Source organism: Aquirufa originis, assembly GCF_042714495.1.
GTDB lineage: Bacteria > Bacteroidota > Bacteroidia > Cytophagales > Spirosomataceae > Aquirufa > Aquirufa originis.
On the sequence record NZ_JBBKXY010000001.1, the window covers coordinates 890,398 to 907,692 of the forward strand.

Genomic DNA, 17,295 nt, shown 5'->3' on the forward strand with positions numbered 1-17,295 from the left:
ATTAAATACGATGAGCAGAAACAATATCAGAATTGCGGTACAGAAGTCAGGACGCCTAAGCGATGACTCGTTGAAATTATTTAAGGAGTGTGGCATTAAATTTGAGTCGGGCGGTTCTAAGCTTCGTTCCATTTCCAGCAACTTCCCTATTGAATTTCTCTTCTTACGTGACGATGATATTCCAGGTTATGTCGAAGATGGAGTGGCTGATTTAGGCGTAGTAGGTTTGAATGTGCTAATGGAGCATACGCGCAAAGTAGCTATCGTTAAAGAATTAGGCTTTTCTAAATGTCGCCTTTCTTTAGCTATTCCACGAGGTGAGAATTATACCGATTTAAAACAGTTCGAGGGGAAAAGCATCGCTACTTCATATCCCAATCTAACAAGCCAATTCTTATTAAAGAACGGTGTTAAGGCAGAAATGCACGAGATCTCAGGTTCTGTAGAGATAGCCCCTTCTATCGGACTCGCAGAAGGCATATGTGATATCGTTTCTACTGGAGGTACGCTACTAAGCAATGGTCTTAAAGAAGTGGCTACGGTTTTTCAAAGCCAAGCTGTGATGATTGCTAACACGGCCTTATCATCCGAGAAACAGGCTATTTTAGACAAGTTATTATTTAGAATTGACTCGGTTCAAAGAGGCCAAAATGCGAAATATGTGGTTTTAAACGTTCAAGAGCAAAACATTGATAAAGTGACTGCTTTATTACCGGGAATGAAATCTCCTTCGGTATTGCCATTAGCTACGAAAGGCTGGTTCTCTTTGCATTCGGTGATTGAGGAGAATGACTTTTGGAATATCATTGAAAACCTGCGTGATGCAGGTGCTGAAGGTATCTTAGTATTACCAATTGAAAAAATGATTCTTTAATCATGTTTACACAAATCAATTATCCTTCTCGTTTAGATTATGCCGCTATATGTCAGCGTCCGGCTTTAGAGCAGGGACAATTAGATGCCTTAATTTCTGACGTTTTTAGCCAAGTTAAATCGAAAGGCGATCAAGCCTTACGTGAATTAACTGCAACCTACGAAAAGAGAGAGATTACAGATATTCTGTATACGGCCGCAGAAATGGAGGATTTAGCCTCAAAAACAGATATAACATTACAAAAGGCAATCGATCATGCCTATGCTAATATTTATACCTTTCATGCGGCACAAAAGTTAGTTCCGAATAAAATTGAAATTAATCCAGGTGTGGTGTGTTGGCAAAAGTCCACTGGCATCGATAAAGTGGGTATCTACATTCCTGGAGGAACAGCTCCCCTATTTTCAACGGTTTTGATGTTAGCCATTCCAGCTCGTATCGCAGAATGTCAAGAAGTGGTTCTTTGTACTCCTGCTACTCACCCCGCTATTTTCTACGCTGCTAAATTATGTGGCGTAACTAAGATGGCTAAAGTAGGCGGCTCACAAGCTATTGCTGCCTTGAGCTTAGGTACAGAAAGCGTTCCCGCAGTGTATAAAATTTTTGGTCCAGGAAATCAATACGTCACTGCTGCCAAGATGTATGCGAATCGGTTAGGAACAGCCATCGATATGCCAGCTGGTCCATCAGAAGTAGCTGTATATGCAGACCAAACAGCTAATCCAGCTTACATTGCCTCAGATTTACTATCACAAGCAGAACACGGATCAGATTCACAAGTTATTTTAGTAAGTACATCTTACTCCATCGTGGAAGAAACGATCGCTGAAATCAATCTTCAGCTAGCCGAATTACCTAGAAAAGACTTAGCTGAAAAAGCGTTGGCTAATTCAAAATTTGTTTTAGTAAATACTTCAGCAGAAGCCATTGACTTATTAAACGAATACGCTGCAGAACATTTAATTTTAGCTTGTGACAATGCCGAGGGATTTGCAGACCACATTCGTAATGCAGGATCTATCTTTTTAGGGCATTATACTCCTGAGTCTGCTGGAGATTATGCTTCAGGTACCAATCACACATTACCTACGAATGGATTTGCGAGAGCTTATTCTGGTGTTAATTTGGATTCGTTTACGAAGAAAATTACTTTACAATCCATCTCTAAGCAAGGTTTGGAGCAATTAGGTAAGACTATTATTGATATGGCTGAAGCTGAATCATTACAAGCTCACGCGAATGCCGTTAAAATTAGATTAAGCTAAGTATGAATTTCGAAAACTTCATATTGCCCCATATTTGGAACCTAAAACCTTATTCATCAGCAAGAGATGAGTTCAAAGGTAAAGAAGGAGTGTTTCTAGATGCGAATGAAAATCCATTAGGTTCAGGAGTATCTGAAAATTGGAATCGCTATCCAGATCCTTTACAATTAGCCATTAAAGAGCAGTTAGCTGGAATTAAATCCTGCTCAACGGATCAAATTTTCCTCGGAAATGGATCAGATGAAGCCATCGATTTAATCATGCGCATGACCTGTCAATCAGGTGTACATAATATTATCTTGTGCCCTCCTACCTATGGCATGTATGAGGTGAGCGCTTCTATTAACCATATCGAGCAGCGTAAGGTAAGCTTAACGCAGCATTATCAATTGGATGTGGAGGGAATATTACAGGCGGTTGATCAAAATACGCGTTTGTTATTTCTTTGTTCGCCTAATAATCCGACCGGGAATAAATTGAATCGTTCGGATATTTATACGTTAATAGAATCTTTTAAATCAGGTTTTATTATCATTGATGAAGCATACATTGACTTTTCTGATGAAATTAGTTTCATTTTAGAATTAGCGAAATACCCTCAGGTCATTGTGATGCAGACGCTTTCCAAAGCCTATGGATTAGCTTCCTTGCGATTAGGTATGGCCTTTGCACATCCTACCATTATCAGCTTGTTGAATAAAATAAAGCCACCCTATAATATTAGTGGAGCGACGCAGGAGATAGTTTATAAAGCACTATCTAACGTATCATTTAAAAATGAATCAGTTAAATCAATTCTTTCCGAACGCGACCGATTAAAAAAATCACTCATAAACGTTCCAGGGGTTATTCAAATTTATCCTTCCGATGCCAATTTTATATTAGTGCATTTTAAACAGGCTAACGACCTTTTTGATTATTTGATTGAGGCGAAATTAATCACTAGAAACCGGAGTTCTGTCGCCTTATGTGAAGATTCTATACGAATTACGATTGGGTTATCAGAAGAAAACGATAAATTAGTTCAACTAATCAACCAGTTTTACAAAGCTTAATATGTTCAAACGCTTATTTCTTATCTTGATTCTACTTTGTAGCCTTACTACTGTAAAGGCACAAATGAAGGATTGGGCGGCTGGATTTAGAGTGGGCGAGCCCGGTGGATTTATGATTAAGCGCTATCTACCTAGTGGAAAAAATGCAATTGAAGTTAATTTTGGCACCTATGGCGGACTTTGGGGCACTAATCGCTCCTATCAAAACGGCTCCTTCCAAAACATCGGATTCTCCATGAATGCCTTGTATTTATGGCATCGACCTACCCTAGTCAATTCAGATTTACATTATTATTATGGAGCAGGACCTCAGTTTGTGTCTAGAAACTTATTCTCCAATAATTCTGTTTTCCCAGAAACAAAACGAGGTTTAGGTGCAGCTGGAGTAGCTGGACTGGAATACTTTCCTATTGATGCACCCAATCTCTCTTTCTTTGCGGAACTAGGGATGTATTCAGAATTATTACCTAATCCATTTTTTCTACACATTCAGGGTGGTGTAGGCGTAAAAGTCAATTTTTAATGGGGATGTAGCTCAGTTGGCTAGAGCGCTTGCATGGCATGCAAGAGGTCGTCGGTTCGAGACCGATCTTCTCCACACTTACAAACGGTCTTTGAAGGACTCGTATCCGAAAGATTTCAATAAGTGGAATTGCTCCTTTTTATCTAATTTACCGATACTAGGTAAGTTAACTCCATTAAATGTAGTTGTTTTCACCATTGTATAGTGAATCATATCTTCTAAAATGATTTCATCCCCTATTTGCAATTCCTTTTCGAACGAATAATCGCCATAGAAATCACCTGCTAAACATGTCATACCGCCAAAACGATACGTGGGCTTACCTGTTTCAGGTTCTGAATTCGCTCCTCTTATCCGAGGTTTATAGGGCATCTCTAACGTATCTGGCATATGTGCCGCAAAAGATACATCTAAAATAGCCACCGTAATACCAGCAGATTCGACAATATCCAATACCGTTGATTTTAAAAAACCCGTTTGCCAGCCTACAGCTGAACCAGGTTCGAGAATAATCTGTAGGTTAGGGTATTTTTGGCAAAATCCTTTTAATAATCCAATTAAATGTGCCACATCATAATCAGCTCTTGTAATTAGATGGCCACCGCCTAAATTCAACCATTTTAAGCTAGGCAACAAATCGCCAAACTTCTCCTCAATTACGGCAAGAGTACGCTCCAAAACAAAGGAATCATTTTCACATAAAGTATGCGAATGCAATCCTTCAATACCTGCCGGCAAATCTCCTAAATCAGAGCGACGAATGCCTAAGCGTGAACCAGCCACACAGGGATTATACATATCAGTCTCCACTTCCGCATATTCAGGATTAATACGTAATCCACAAGATATTCCCGCAGCGTGAGCACGATCTTTGTATTGATTGTATTGATTCAAAGAATTAAACGTGATATGACCCGCATACGAAGCAAGCTCTTCCCATTCCGATTCTAAATAGGCAGGAGAATACACATGAGGCCTCACGCCCATTTCCTCAAAAGCTAATCGCGCTTCGTGTAAGGAACTAGCTGTGGCTCCTGCTAAATAATGCTTTACTAAGGGAAACTCGTGGTAAAAAGAAAATCCTTTCAACGCACAAATAATCTCAATACCTGCTTCTTGCTGAACACGCTTTAACAGTTCAAGATTAGCAACCAGTAAATTTTCCTCCAATACATAACAAGGAGATGGAATCGAAGGATAGTACGACATACTAATATTCGTGAGGTAAAGTGATGTTATGTTGCTCATCCCAAGGTAAACCGTGAATATTCAACAATTCCATAAATGGATCTGGATTAAATTCTTCCACATTAAATACGCCTGGAGCAAACCAAGAACCATCAATCATTAAGGAAGCACCAATCATGGCTGGAACCCCAGTGGTATAACTAACACCTTGTGCTTGAACTTCTTGGTAACAATCTGCATGGTGGCAATTATTCCAAACATAATAAGTGGCATCCTTGCCATCTTTCATTCCTTTGATTTGGCAACCGATAGAAGTTTGGCCAGAATAATTTTCACCTAAGGTTCCTGGTTCTGGTAAAACAGCCTTTAAAAACTCTAATGGAACGATATCCATTCCTTTGAACTTAATCGGTGCAATCGAAGTCATACCTACATTTTGAAGTACTTCTAAGTGCGTTAAATAGGCTTGACCAAAGGTCATCCAGAAACGCGCGCGCTTCAACGTAGGGAAGTTCTTTGTAAGTGACTCTAATTCTTCATGATAAAGGACATACGATTCTTTCGGTCCAATGTTTGGATAATCGATAGGTTTGTGAATCGACATCGGCTCGATCTCAATCCATTCACCATTCTCCCAGTATTTACCTTTTTGCGTAATCTCGCGGATATTAATCTCTGGATTAAAGTTTGTAGCAAACGCTTTTCCGTGATCTCCTGCGTTACAATCGATGATGTCTAAATAATGCATCTCATCGAAATAATGCTTGTTCGCATAAGCCGTATAAACACCTGTTACACCTGGGTCAAAGCCACAGCCTAATAAAGCCATTAATCCGGCTTTCTTAAACTTCTCTTGGTAAGCCCACTGCCACGAATATTCAAATTTAGCTACGTCTTTAGGCTCGTAATTCGCCGTATCTAAATAATGAACACCTGCCTCAAGACAAGCATCCATAATCGTTAAATCTTGATAAGGCAATGCCACATTGATAACTAAGAAGGGCTTTTCTTCTTTGAACAAAGCCACTAATTCAGGTACATTATCTGCATCTACCTGACGTGTTTTCACGGCAGTAGGTAAACCAATAGCAGCACATTCAGCGGCAATGGCATCACATTTAGATAAAGTACGAGAAGCTAGAACGATCTCAGAAAAGGAAGCAGGATTCATCGCGCATTTCTTTACGACTACATTTCCAACGCCACCAGCACCAATAATTACGATTTTTTTAGACATAGCATTTTAAAAAGAAATGCAAAAATAGAACATCAATGGCTAAAAACCATATTAATTTTTATACGGACGTATAATTTTGACAATTCGATCTAGCCAAAACTTTTGGTACAACAAATCCTCCCGAACACCATATGTAGTACTGGCGTGAATGAAGCTAATGGCTGGACGATCTTTGGTCACTAAACCTACGTGATTAATGAGTCCCACCTTTCCAGTAGCAAAAAACACCCAATCCCCTAATTGTATGTCTTTCAACTTGATTTCCTCTCCAAATTTTGCTTGGTCCGATGATACACGGGGAATCGAAAAATCATTTGTAGCATAAGCCGTGAAAAGCAGTCCGGAACAATCCATCCCTTTTTTATCTATTCCTCCCGTTTTATAAGGTACCCCTTTGTATTTCTTCGCCTCCTTGATAATATCTTTCAGCTCTGAGGAACTGTAATAGGACGAGCCCGATCGATGAAAAATCCGTTTGACAAAAGAACAGGAGTCTAACAAAACCACTAACATCGCAAAAAAAAGTAAACGCTTATACATAGACTAATTCTTTGGTTTCAAGATAGATTAAAACTCCCTGCGTTACTTGATGACCCATATCCACTAAGGTTTGCTTGTAGCGATTAATTTGATCGTGGTGTTCTGGTTTTTGTTTACCCGTTTTAAAGTCAATCACCTGCAAGGCCTCTCCTATTTTATTCACACGATCCGGACGAATGATCTTTCCGTCTGGACATAATAAATCCACTTCCTTAAAGGCTAATATATCCTTAGCAAAAAAAGCACATACCTCATCTAATTCAAAAAGAGCATCTAAAGAAGATACGTCTATTTTAGATTTCGCCTTCACCTTCACCCAAGCATCCATATCAGACAATTGAGCCAACAAATCGTGTAATTGATTCCCAATTTCACGCTTCTTTGAAGCCGCTGTATACAAATCAGCTTTGGCAGAATTCACCCGAAGTGATACGGGTGATACGTCGTTTCCTAACGAAATTTGAACGTATTTCTCCAAATTAGGTAGGTCTGCGTGCTCTAAAGATGGAATAACGGGTGTATTTGAAAAGGCAAAATAAGATGCGTTCCAAGCTGTCGTGGTTTGCAAATAGGTTGGTATTTCAGCTGAATCTGACTTTTCTTGTGCGTAATCGTAAACAAACCGACCGACGGAATTTGTATACGTTGAAATCGTCTTGGAATGTAAATCAGGATCTGGTACTGTTAAAAGTAAATGCAATGATTGTTTTGGACGCGTAGTGGCCACATAGAGCATATTTAGCGCATCTAGGAAGATGGCTTCTTTCTCTTTTTGCGTTTGCTGAACTAAGCTAGGGTATGGCAAAATCTCAGCAGAATTTACCCGTCCGTAAATATGTTTCAAATTCGAATCTTTGCTTATTGGTAAATCTTCTGATTCCTCCTCACCCATTTCATACCAAATCTTCTCAGAGTCAGCTTGGAATGTCCAATTTACAAAAGGAAGAATCACCACCGGATATTCTAATCCTTTAGACTTATGAATACTCGAAATCGTTACAGCATCGTCTTGATTTGAGCTCGAAATACAATACGAGTTTCGGTTCTGGTTAAAATGCTGCAAGAAACCTGCGACAAGTTTATCTTTTAATAAAACGTATTCATTCAATACATCTAAAAACTTCCACAAGTATTCTTGGCCACTTACATCATTCAATAAATCAAAACCAGAAACTAAATCATACACCCATCGCAATAAATCTGAAAAGACAGGAACCTGAATATGCTTAGTTTGAAAATAAAGTGATGCCTTTTCAAAAGCATCACCAGATAATTGCTCGACAAAGACTAAATCAGTGGCAGAAACAACCTGACCCTTTATTTCTGCATACTGGTAGATCAATTCATATAAATAGAGGGATTCTTTGGGATGCTCAGACAAAGCTAAATAGGACAAAACAAAACCAACTACCGGCGAATAATGTACTAATAGCGAATCTGAAGAAATCACTGGAATCCCCTCTTCTTTCAAACGCAGAGCCAAGTAACGCGAATGTTTATTCTTTCGCGTCAATATCGCCAAATCTTGATACCTAAATCCAATACTTCGATTATATTGAATCAGATTCATCACCTGCTCAAACATGAATTCGTTTTCGGGTTCCGTAAAACCAAAGGTCTCTTTAGACTTGTGGTAGACTAACAAATCTACCTTTCCATTGAAGTCCGAAGAAGCCACCTTCGGGTTTTGCTTTAAATTAGCTCCATAAAGTGGCGAAATTAAGGGACATAAGGCAAGTACTGAATCATTTTCGACCAAGGAGTGGTAGAATTGGTTATTGAACTCAACGACTTCCGTTGCACTGCGGTAATTATCATTCAGCGCTTTAGGGCCAATTTGATGTAGCAAATAATCAAAGCGCTGTTCATCCAGCGATTCTTCCGTAAAATGATCCGCCACTAAAGAAGGGTCCTGAGTGGCCAAAGAAGCAATTAGACTAACTTCCCCTCCCCTAAACTTATAAATGGATTGCTTAGCATCTCCTACTAATAAACTACGTTTCCCCACCGAAGTTGCATTCTCTACTAAAGGCATAAAGTTCTTCCATTGCAAAATGGAGGTATCCTGGAACTCATCGATAAATATGTGGAAATAGCGATCGCCTAACTTCTCATAGATAAATGGAATGGGATCTTGAGAAATCACTTCATAGACTCTTTTAGAAAACTCCGAAATAGGAATCGCCGAATTTTCCTGTTGATAAGCACGCATTTCGCGCTGAATCAGATTTAATAAAGCTAACTTTTTCAAATCCTTCAATACCCAATGTAAGAACCGGTAACGCTTCCAATAAAGGGACTGCAATTCAATAAATTGACTACCTAAATCACTTAATTCAGTTGCATGTTGCTCAATTATCGCTTTATCTGCTCCAATCGCTTTAGCGGAAGTCCACGAATTCCCATCAATTGCTTTTTTGAAATTAGAATAGGCTTTATCTGCTATTTCAGGATTGCGCAAAAAGGACCGCATATTTCCCACTGGACCAGTCCCTCCATAATAATAGAAGGCATCTGGAAAACCGAGCGAATCTATAATCTGAATAAACGAATCAGCTACCGATTTAACCTCGCCTAACATCTGATGCAGTAAACCACGTAATTGATCTTCCAAACGCAAGAAGTCGTTCACTTGAAAAAGGGCCAGATGCGGCTCAATTGCTAAGAATTTCTCTTCTAAGGAAATCTTCAAAAATCCGTGCAAGCTATCCCGCATTCGATTCCAATTTCGACCCTCTGCCACTTCTTGATTTGCAAACGACAAAATCAACTCGCTTAATTCGGCATCTCCTGTACTATTAACCTGATCTAATAGCCGATTAATAAGCTCATGAATTAATCCATTCGAATCTAATAACACCTCGTATTGACTAGGCAGATTTAATTCGTCGATGAAAGATGCGCTAAGTCTTTGGACAAACGAATCAATCGTCATCACAGAGAATAATCCATAATCCTGAAGGATTTGTTGCAAGGTGGTACCCGCCCTCTCCGCTAATTGTTCTTTTGTTAAATGAATACCGTCTTCTGCTAATTCTGTTTGAACCTTATCGATAATGGATAAGACTTTAGATTGTTCTGCGGGGGAAGTCTGATCAAATGCAGGATAAACTGCCATCCCAGCTAAAAAATGTAAAATTCTTTGGCGCATTTCTTCGGCCGCTTTGATCGTAAATGTAACGGCCAAAATACGACGAAAATATCCCTTCGATTCTACCTCTGAGAGCGCCATCTTAATATACTCAATCGTCAAGGTATAGGTTTTACCTGATCCGGCTGAGGCAGAAAAGAGGGTGATTTGTTGAGGTTTCATCGAAATTCTATTAAGAATGCAAGATAAAATAAAAATAGGATTAATTCGGTATGCTTTTATTTCCCTATCTTTGTTTCCCGTAACCAAATCAACAATTCTATCAATGTCTGGTAAAGGGAATCCCAAGAAATCCAAGTTCATTTTTGTTACGGGTGGTGTAACAAGCTCGTTAGGAAAAGGCATCATTGCCTCGTCTTTAGCGAAGCTACTTCAAGCGCGAGGTCTAACCTGTACAATCCAAAAGTTTGACCCTTATATCAACATCGATCCAGGCACACTGAATCCATACGAACATGGCGAATGCTATGTGACGAATGATGGAGCAGAAACGGATCTTGACCTAGGCCATTACGAGCGTTTTTTAAACACGCCTACTAGTCAGGCAAATAACATCACCACTGGTCGTATATATCATAATGTCATTACCAAAGAACGTCGTGGCGATTATCTAGGCAAAACCGTACAGGTGGTACCTCACATTACTGATGAAATCAAACGCAATATTATGCTCTTAGGCGAATCAGGTAAGTTTGATATCGTTATTACGGAGATTGGTGGTTGCGTAGGTGATATCGAATCATTGCCATTTATTGAGGCAGCTCGTCAATTAAAATGGGATTTAGGTGAAAAGAACACTTTGTTCATTCACTTAACTTTAATTCCTTATTTAGCGTCTGCTGGTGAATTAAAAACCAAGCCTACACAACATAGTGTGAAGCAATTATCTGAGTCAGGTATTCAACCTGATATCTTAGTTTGTCGTACAGAGCACCCTCTTCCTCAGGAAATGAAGAAGAAAATCGGCTTATTCTGTAATGTGTCTGAAGCGGATGTAATTGAGGCAAGAGATGCATCTACTATCTACGAAGTGCCTTTATTAATGAAAGAAGAACGTTTAGATAGCCGCGTTTTATACAAGTTGGATATCTATAATGATAAGGAATCTAATTTGAAGAACTGGACTAGTTTCCTTTCCAAATTACAAAATCCCAAGTTCGAGATCAATATCGGCTTAATTGGTAAATACGTAGAATTAAAAGATTCTTATAAATCCATTGCGGAAGCCTTTATTCACGCCGGAGCTGCAAATGACATCAAAGTAAACTTGAATTGGATTTCTTCTGAAACAATGGATACGGAAGATGTATCAGAAACATTAGCTGGTTTAGATGGTATTTTAGTGGCACCAGGTTTTGGAGAAAGAGGTATTCAAGGAAAAATCAACGCTGTCAAATATGCTCGTGAGAACAAAATTCCTTTCTTAGGTATTTGTTTAGGTATGCAATGCGCAGTTATTGAGTTTGCTCGTAATGTAATGGGTTTATCAGAGGCACATTCGTTTGAAATGAACCCAGAAAGTCCTGATCCGGTGATTAACTTAATGTTAGAACAAAAGGATATTTCTGAAAAAGGCGGTACGATGCGTTTAGGCGCCTATCCTTGTAAGATTGAAAAAGGAACTTTGGCCTATAAAATCTACGGAAAAACATCCATTCAGGAGCGTCACAGACATCGCTATGAATTCAATAACGATTACTTAGATCAATTCCATAAGGCTGGATTAGTTACTTCTGGTATTAATCCTGATTCGAATTTGGTAGAGATCGTGGAAATTGAAAATCATCCTTTCTTTGTGGGTGTTCAATTTCACCCAGAATATAAATCGACGGTTGAAAGTCCGTCTCCCCTATTTGTACAATTTGTTAAGGCAGCGCATCAACACGCTGTTCCATTCATCAAAAATTCAAAATAAGTAATCATGGATAGAAATTCCATCACGGGTATTGTATTAATTATGGGTATGCTGTTAGGCTACCAATATTTCTTTGCCCCTAAAGAAGTTCCTGCGGTAAAGGCTAAAGCGGTAACTCAAAAAGCCATTATTCCGAAGGATACTGCCAAATTGGTATCGATTGATTCTAGCATTAAGCAAGAACAAATCTTTACCTTGGAGAACAATGATATCATCGTTAAGGTATCTTCCAAAGGAGCTAAGCTAGTTTCTGTTCAATTAAAGAACTACAAAAGCTATGCCAATTTCAATGTAGGAAAGTCAGACGGATTATACTTGTATAACGCTGCATCAGATGAGTTCAGTGTTGAATTACCTACTGCTGCAGGCAAGGTAAAGGTTTCTAATCTTGATTTTACAGGGGTTCAATCAGGTAACAAAGTGAGCTTTACAGGAGCATTAGCGAATGGTCAAGCCATTTCATCTAGCTATGTATTACCTGAATCAGGATTTCTATTAGATTACCAATTAGATGCCAAATCGGTTGCTTTAACCGGTGGCGATTATTTCATTCATTGGAAAGAGCAAGTTCATCAAACGGAGAAAGATATCACCGAGGAGCGTAAAGCTACTATCAATTATTTATTGACCGAAGATGAGGAATTTGATTACCTATCTGAGAATCCTAGCTCGGTTACAAATGAGAATTTAGACAAAAGCACGAAATGGATAAGCTTCAAGAAAAAGTATTTCCTTTCAGGTTTAATTCCTCAAGGATTCGCTTTCAAATCGGCGTCTTTAACTGCAACACCTAATTTGACAGATTCTGTCAACATTAAAACCTTAGATGCGCAGATCATAGCTTCAGCACAAGATCTATCGGCAGGCAAATCAAATTTCACCTTCTACTTTGGGCCTAATGACTATTCGATTGTCAATAAGGTTGAAGCACCTAATTTTGGTAAGAACGTCAAACTGAGTTATGATTTCTTATTGCCGATTACGAAATACATTTTCGTTCCATTATTCGGATTCCTAGAAAGTTTGTTTTCGAATTACGGTTTGTTAATTGTTGTTTTAGTCTTAATCATTAAAACTGCATTATTGCCATTAACGTATAAATCTTACGTCTCTATGGCTAAGACGCGTATTTTGGCTCCAGAAATTGCGGCAATTAAAGAGAAGATTGGCGACGATGCGGCCCGCGTGCAACAAGAAACGATGAAATTATACGGCGAAGTGGGCGTTAATCCTTTAAGTGGTTGTATTCCTGTACTAGCTACTATGCCTGTTTTAATGGCGGTATTCATGTTATTCCCTAATTTGATTAACCTACGCCAAGAATCATTCTTATGGGCCAACGATTTATCTACGTATGATTCATTCTTAAATCTACCATTCAATATTCCGTTCTATGGTTCACATGTTAGTTTATTCTGTTTGTTAATGACAGTCTCACAACTAGCATATGGATATTATAACAACCAAATTACACCAGATCAACCGGGTCAACCGATCAACATGAAAATGATGGCTTATGTAACCCCAGTTATCTTCATGTTTGTAATGAACTCCTTCCCTGCTGGGCTAAGTTTCTACTATTTCGTATCGAACTTAGTAACGATTGGTCAACAATTAGCGATTCGCAAATTTGTGAATGAGGATAAGATCAAGGCCTTGTTAGATGAGAATCGCAAGAAAATTGCTGCGGGTGGTGGTCCTAAAAAATCAAAGTTCTCTCAATACCTTCAAACCCAATTGAAGACGATGGAAGAACAACAAAAAGCAACAACAAAGAATCCGAAGAAAAAATAAGATGAATACCCTAAGCACAGCCTATTTTGAGAAAGCGAAAGAATTAATTCCAGGCGGAGTTAACTCTCCTGTTCGTGCCTTCAAATCAGTAGGTGGAAATCCTGTATTTATCAAATCGGCTAAAGGTGCTTATTTACACGATGTAGACGGGAATTCGTATATTGATTTAATCGGATCATGGGGTCCTATGCTCTTTGGGCAAGCGCATCCAGTGATTGAAGAAGCGGTTCGTGGTGCGTTGAGTAATGGATTTTCTTTTGGTGCTCCTACCTATAACGAGGTATTGATCGCAGAGAAAATCATTTCGATGATTCCTTCCGTTGAAAAGGTTCGTTTAGTAAACTCTGGAACGGAAGCTACCATGGCTGCCATTCGCTTAGCTAGAGCTTACACAAAACGAGATAAGATCATTAAAATGGAAGGCTGTTACCACGGTCATGGCGATTCCTTCCTCATTGCAGCTGGTTCTGGCGTTGCCACCTTAGGAACCCCAGATAGTCCAGGTGTTACCGTTTCTACGGCAAGGGATACTCTGACTGCTATTTACAATGATTTAGAAAGCGTAGAGACTCTTTTCAAAGCAAATCCTACAGAAGTAGCAGCCATCATCATAGAACCCGTTGTGGGCAATATGGGATTAGTGATCCCAAAAGAAGGTTATTTAGAAGGAGTTCAAAAATTGTGCAAGCAATACGGAGCTCTTCTCATTTTCGACGAAGTAATGACGGGATTCCGTCTTTCAGCAGCCGGATACCAAGGCTTAGCCGGAATTCAACCCGATTTAACCACCTTAGGAAAGATTATCGGTGGTGGTCTTCCAGTAGGCGCTTATGGTGGAAAAGCAGAAATCATGGATATGATCGCACCAGCTGGTCCTGTTTACCAGGCGGGAACACTATCTGGAAATCCATTAGCAACAACGGCTGGTTTAGCTATGCTAAACCTAATTACAGAGAATCCGGGAGTATATGCCGCTCTAGAGCAGCGGGGTACCGCCTTAAAAGAAGCTTTAAGTGCAGATTTGAAGACATTAGGTCTTAATTATACCATCAACCAAATCGGATCCATGTTTACTTTGTTCTTTACTGACAAAGCCGTAAACAATTTTAGTGATGCTAAAACATCAGATACTGCCCTATTTGGTAAATATTTCAAAGGCATGTTGGATAAAGGTATCTATTTGCCGCCATCTCAATATGAATCTTGGTTCTTATCAGCTGCTCTAGGCGATTCAGAATACGATCAAATCATTTCAGCGAGTAAAGCAACGCTTCGTTCCTTATAAGATGAAAACGCCGGCCTACAGCCTGATTATTCCTGTTTACAACCGTCCACAAGAGTTAGACGAATTGTTAGCTTGTATTCAAACGCAGGAATTCAAAGATTTTGAAGTGGTCGTTATTGAAGATGGATCAACAGAAGATGCTTCGGCCATCATTGAAAAATATAAAGAGGCATTCTCCTTAGCCTATTATGTCAAAGAAAATGGAGGTCAAGGTTTCGCCCGAAATTATGCATTTGAGCGTGCCAAAGGAGATTACTTCATCATTCTCGATTCAGACGCACTTTTAGAGCCCACCTATTTAACGGAAGTAGACAAAGCGGTGAAAGCAGAAGGATTAGATCTTTTTGGAGGTCCAGATCAGGATCATCCCAGCTTCACTCCTATCCAAAAAGCCATCAGCTATTCCATGACCTCTTTTTTTACCACAGGTGGTATTCGAGGAAAAGAAAAAAACATTGGTGGCCAATTCCATCCTCGCAGTTTCAATATGGGAATCTCCCGGAAAGTATATGAAGCGACAGGAGGTTTTAAAATCACCCGTATGGGCGAAGACATTGAATTCAGTATTCGGTGTATCTCTCTGGGATTCAAGTCCGGCTTAATACCTAATGCTTTCATCTACCACAAACGTAGAACTGACTTTAGACAATTCTATAAACAATTACATTTCTTTGGAAGAGCGCGTATCAACATTAGTCGATTCTTTCCTAAAGAGCTGAAGGCGGTACATTTCTTCCCATTCCTATTCTTTAGTTATTACGTACTAACCGGAATTGCATTGTTAGCAATACCCGTATATGGATTGATCTTATTAGCAGGAATAGTTGCGTATAGCTTATTGATCTTTATCGCTGCATTTATGAGTACGAAAAGCATCAAAATTGCTACGCTGTCCATCTTTGCCGCGAACATTCAACTATTCGCCTATGGCAAGGGATTCGCGGAAGAAGGGCTGAAGAAAATGTTTAATAGTACAGCTGCTTAGCTAAGTAGTTTTGCACATAGTCTTCTACACCTTCCTCTAGACTCGTAAACGCCTTCGTAAAACCTATAGCACGCAATTTAGCCATATTGGCTTCTGTGTAGTATTGGTATTTGTCTCGAATATCGGCAGGCGTATCAATGTAATGGATGTTTGGCACTAATCCCAAAGCTGCGAAAGTCGCTTTACCCAAATCATTAAATGATCTAGCTTTCCCTGTACCTAAATTATAGATTCCTGAGTTCTTGCGATGTTCCATTAAAAATACACACACATCGATTAAGTCTTTCACATAAATAAAATCACGCATCTGTTCTCCATCTTGGTAATCATCCCGGTGTGACTTAAATAATTTAAGGGTTCCATTGGCTTGAATTTGACGATAAGCATGCCAAATAACCGATGCCATACGTCCTTTATGAAATTCATTAGGACCATACACATTAAAAAACTTCAAACCTGCAAAGAAGAATGGCTTCTTCTCTTGCTGTAATGCCCAGATGTCGAAGTCGTTCTTTGAATCTCCATAAGGATTCAAGGGTTTTAAGGAAGGGATTAAGGCTTCGTTATCGTCATAGCCTAATTCACCTAAACCATAGGTGGCCGCTGAACTAGCATAGACTAAGGGAATTTGGTAAGCCACGCAGGCATTCCAAACCTTCTTGGAATAATCTAAATTGAGTTCATCAAAGATATTCGTATCAAATTCAGTCGTATCCGTTCTTGCTCCAATGTGAAAAAAGAATTCCACTTCCCTGTTATTTTTCTCTAACCAACCAAATAGATCCTTGCGATCAACCCGCTCCATGATAGACTTTCCCGCTAAATTTCGGTACTTATCCTCATTAGAGAAATCGTCCACCGCAATAATGTATCGAAACTTCAAATCATTTAACTTCTGAATTAAACAACTTCCAATAAAGCCTGCGGCGCCAGTAACAATGATCATATGGGTAGGATTTAAATACAAATTTACACAGATTCCCGGAAGGTTTATTAACTTTGTACAATAATTGGAACTCTGCTATTGTTTTCCCAGGGTCCCTCCATCAAAACTGAAAACAATGGTACACGTCATCCGCAAGGAACATTTTAACGCAGCGCATCGCTTATTCAATCCAGCCTGGACAGAAGAAAAAAACTTTGAAGTATTTGGTCCTTGTGCCAATAATAACTGGCATGGTCATAATTTCGAATTGATCGTAACGGTCAAAGGTATACCTGATCCTGACACCGGATTTGTGTATGATCTCAAACAATTAGGCGATTTAATTAAGGTAGAAATTATAGATAAAGTAGATCACAAAAACCTCAATTTAGACGTCGACTTTATGCTAGGAAAACTAGCTAGTTGTGAGATTCTTGTGATGGAATTTTGGAAGATTCTAGCGCCTAAAATTAAGGAGACATCGACTTCAGCCACTCTACATAAAATTCACTTAATCGAAACGAATAAAAATTCGGTCGAATACTTCGGAGAATAAGT

The 17,295-nt window shown here is 39.2% G+C and carries 14 protein-coding genes and 1 tRNA gene; 10 read left to right on the forward strand and 5 right to left on the reverse strand.

The genetic code is table 11. The features are described 5' to 3' along the window. Window positions 1-10 precede the first annotated feature (10 nt). The 5 genes from hisG to SKC35_RS03910 all read left to right on the forward strand — a co-directional run bounded on the left by hisG (window position 11) and on the right by SKC35_RS03910 (window position 3,792). Complete coding sequence (gene hisG / locus SKC35_RS03890; RefSeq protein WP_377978137.1) at window positions 11-874, forward strand: ATP phosphoribosyltransferase; 864 nt, start codon at window positions 11-13, stop codon at window positions 872-874. Window positions 875-876: 2 nt separating this feature from the next. Beyond that, entirely contained in the window at window positions 877-2,139 is a 1,263-nt protein-coding gene (hisD, locus tag SKC35_RS03895) for a histidinol dehydrogenase (protein WP_377978138.1), read from the forward strand. A gap of 2 nt (window positions 2,140-2,141) precedes the next feature. Beyond that, entirely contained in the window at window positions 2,142-3,194 is a 1,053-nt protein-coding gene (gene hisC, locus SKC35_RS03900; RefSeq protein WP_377978139.1) for a histidinol-phosphate transaminase, read from the forward strand. A 1-nt stretch (window position 3,195) separates the two neighbouring features. Beyond that, complete coding sequence (locus tag SKC35_RS03905; protein WP_377978140.1) at window positions 3,196-3,717, forward strand: hypothetical protein; 522 nt, start codon at window positions 3,196-3,198, stop codon at window positions 3,715-3,717. A 1-nt stretch (window position 3,718) separates the two neighbouring features. After that, window positions 3,719-3,792 (forward strand) — tRNA-Ala (locus tag SKC35_RS03910). A 3-nt stretch (window positions 3,793-3,795) separates the two neighbouring features. On the opposite strand, the gene nspC is transcribed toward SKC35_RS03910, so the two are convergent. Genes nspC through SKC35_RS03930 form a run of 4 tightly spaced genes read right to left on the reverse strand, consistent with a single transcriptional unit; the run spans window position 3,796 to window position 9,995 of the window. Then, window positions 3,796-4,926, reverse strand: a complete 1,131-nt coding sequence (nspC, locus tag SKC35_RS03915) for a carboxynorspermidine decarboxylase (protein WP_377978141.1) — start codon at window positions 4,924-4,926, stop codon at window positions 3,796-3,798. A gap of 1 nt (window position 4,927) precedes the next feature. Then, entirely contained in the window at window positions 4,928-6,142 is a 1,215-nt protein-coding gene (locus tag SKC35_RS03920) for a saccharopine dehydrogenase family protein (RefSeq protein WP_377978142.1), read from the reverse strand. 51 nt (window positions 6,143-6,193) lie between these two features. Beyond that, complete coding sequence (locus SKC35_RS03925; protein WP_377978143.1) at window positions 6,194-6,682, reverse strand: C40 family peptidase; 489 nt, start codon at window positions 6,680-6,682, stop codon at window positions 6,194-6,196. Further along, on the reverse strand, window positions 6,675-9,995 hold the full coding sequence (locus SKC35_RS03930; protein WP_377978144.1) for a UvrD-helicase domain-containing protein: 3,321 nt from the start codon (window positions 9,993-9,995) through the stop codon (window positions 6,675-6,677). Before SKC35_RS03930 ends, SKC35_RS03925 begins: the two co-directional genes overlap by 8 nt. Window positions 9,996-10,098: 103 nt before the next feature. Between SKC35_RS03930 and SKC35_RS03935 the strand changes: the two genes are divergently transcribed. Genes SKC35_RS03935 through SKC35_RS03950 form a run of 4 tightly spaced genes read left to right on the forward strand, consistent with a single transcriptional unit; the run spans window position 10,099 to window position 15,812 of the window. Continuing rightward, window positions 10,099-11,748 carry a CTP synthase gene (locus SKC35_RS03935; RefSeq protein WP_377978405.1) on the forward strand — a complete coding sequence of 550 codons (1,650 nt, stop codon included), beginning with the start codon at window positions 10,099-10,101 and terminating at the stop codon, window positions 11,746-11,748. Between the two features lie 6 nt (window positions 11,749-11,754). After that, entirely contained in the window at window positions 11,755-13,542 is a 1,788-nt protein-coding gene (yidC, locus tag SKC35_RS03940) for a membrane protein insertase YidC (protein WP_377978145.1), read from the forward strand. A gap of 1 nt (window position 13,543) precedes the next feature. Further along, complete coding sequence (hemL, locus tag SKC35_RS03945) at window positions 13,544-14,827, forward strand: glutamate-1-semialdehyde 2,1-aminomutase (RefSeq protein WP_377978146.1); 1,284 nt, start codon at window positions 13,544-13,546, stop codon at window positions 14,825-14,827. 1 nt (window position 14,828) lies between these two features. After that, window positions 14,829-15,812, forward strand: a complete 984-nt coding sequence (locus SKC35_RS03950; RefSeq protein ID WP_377978147.1) for a glycosyltransferase family 2 protein — start codon at window positions 14,829-14,831, stop codon at window positions 15,810-15,812. Here SKC35_RS03950 and rfaD read toward each other — a convergent pair. Continuing rightward, window positions 15,793-16,758: an ADP-glyceromanno-heptose 6-epimerase gene (rfaD, locus tag SKC35_RS03955; RefSeq protein WP_377978148.1), complete on the reverse strand. Its 966-nt coding sequence runs from the start codon at window positions 16,756-16,758 to the stop codon at window positions 15,793-15,795. The two genes, SKC35_RS03950 and rfaD, sit on opposite strands and share 20 nt — an antisense overlap. Window positions 16,759-16,873: 115 nt before the next feature. Between rfaD and SKC35_RS03960 the strand changes: the two genes are divergently transcribed. Continuing rightward, on the forward strand, window positions 16,874-17,293 hold the full coding sequence (locus SKC35_RS03960) for a 6-pyruvoyl trahydropterin synthase family protein (protein WP_377978149.1): 420 nt from the start codon (window positions 16,874-16,876) through the stop codon (window positions 17,291-17,293). Window positions 17,294-17,295: the final 2 nt, after the last annotated feature.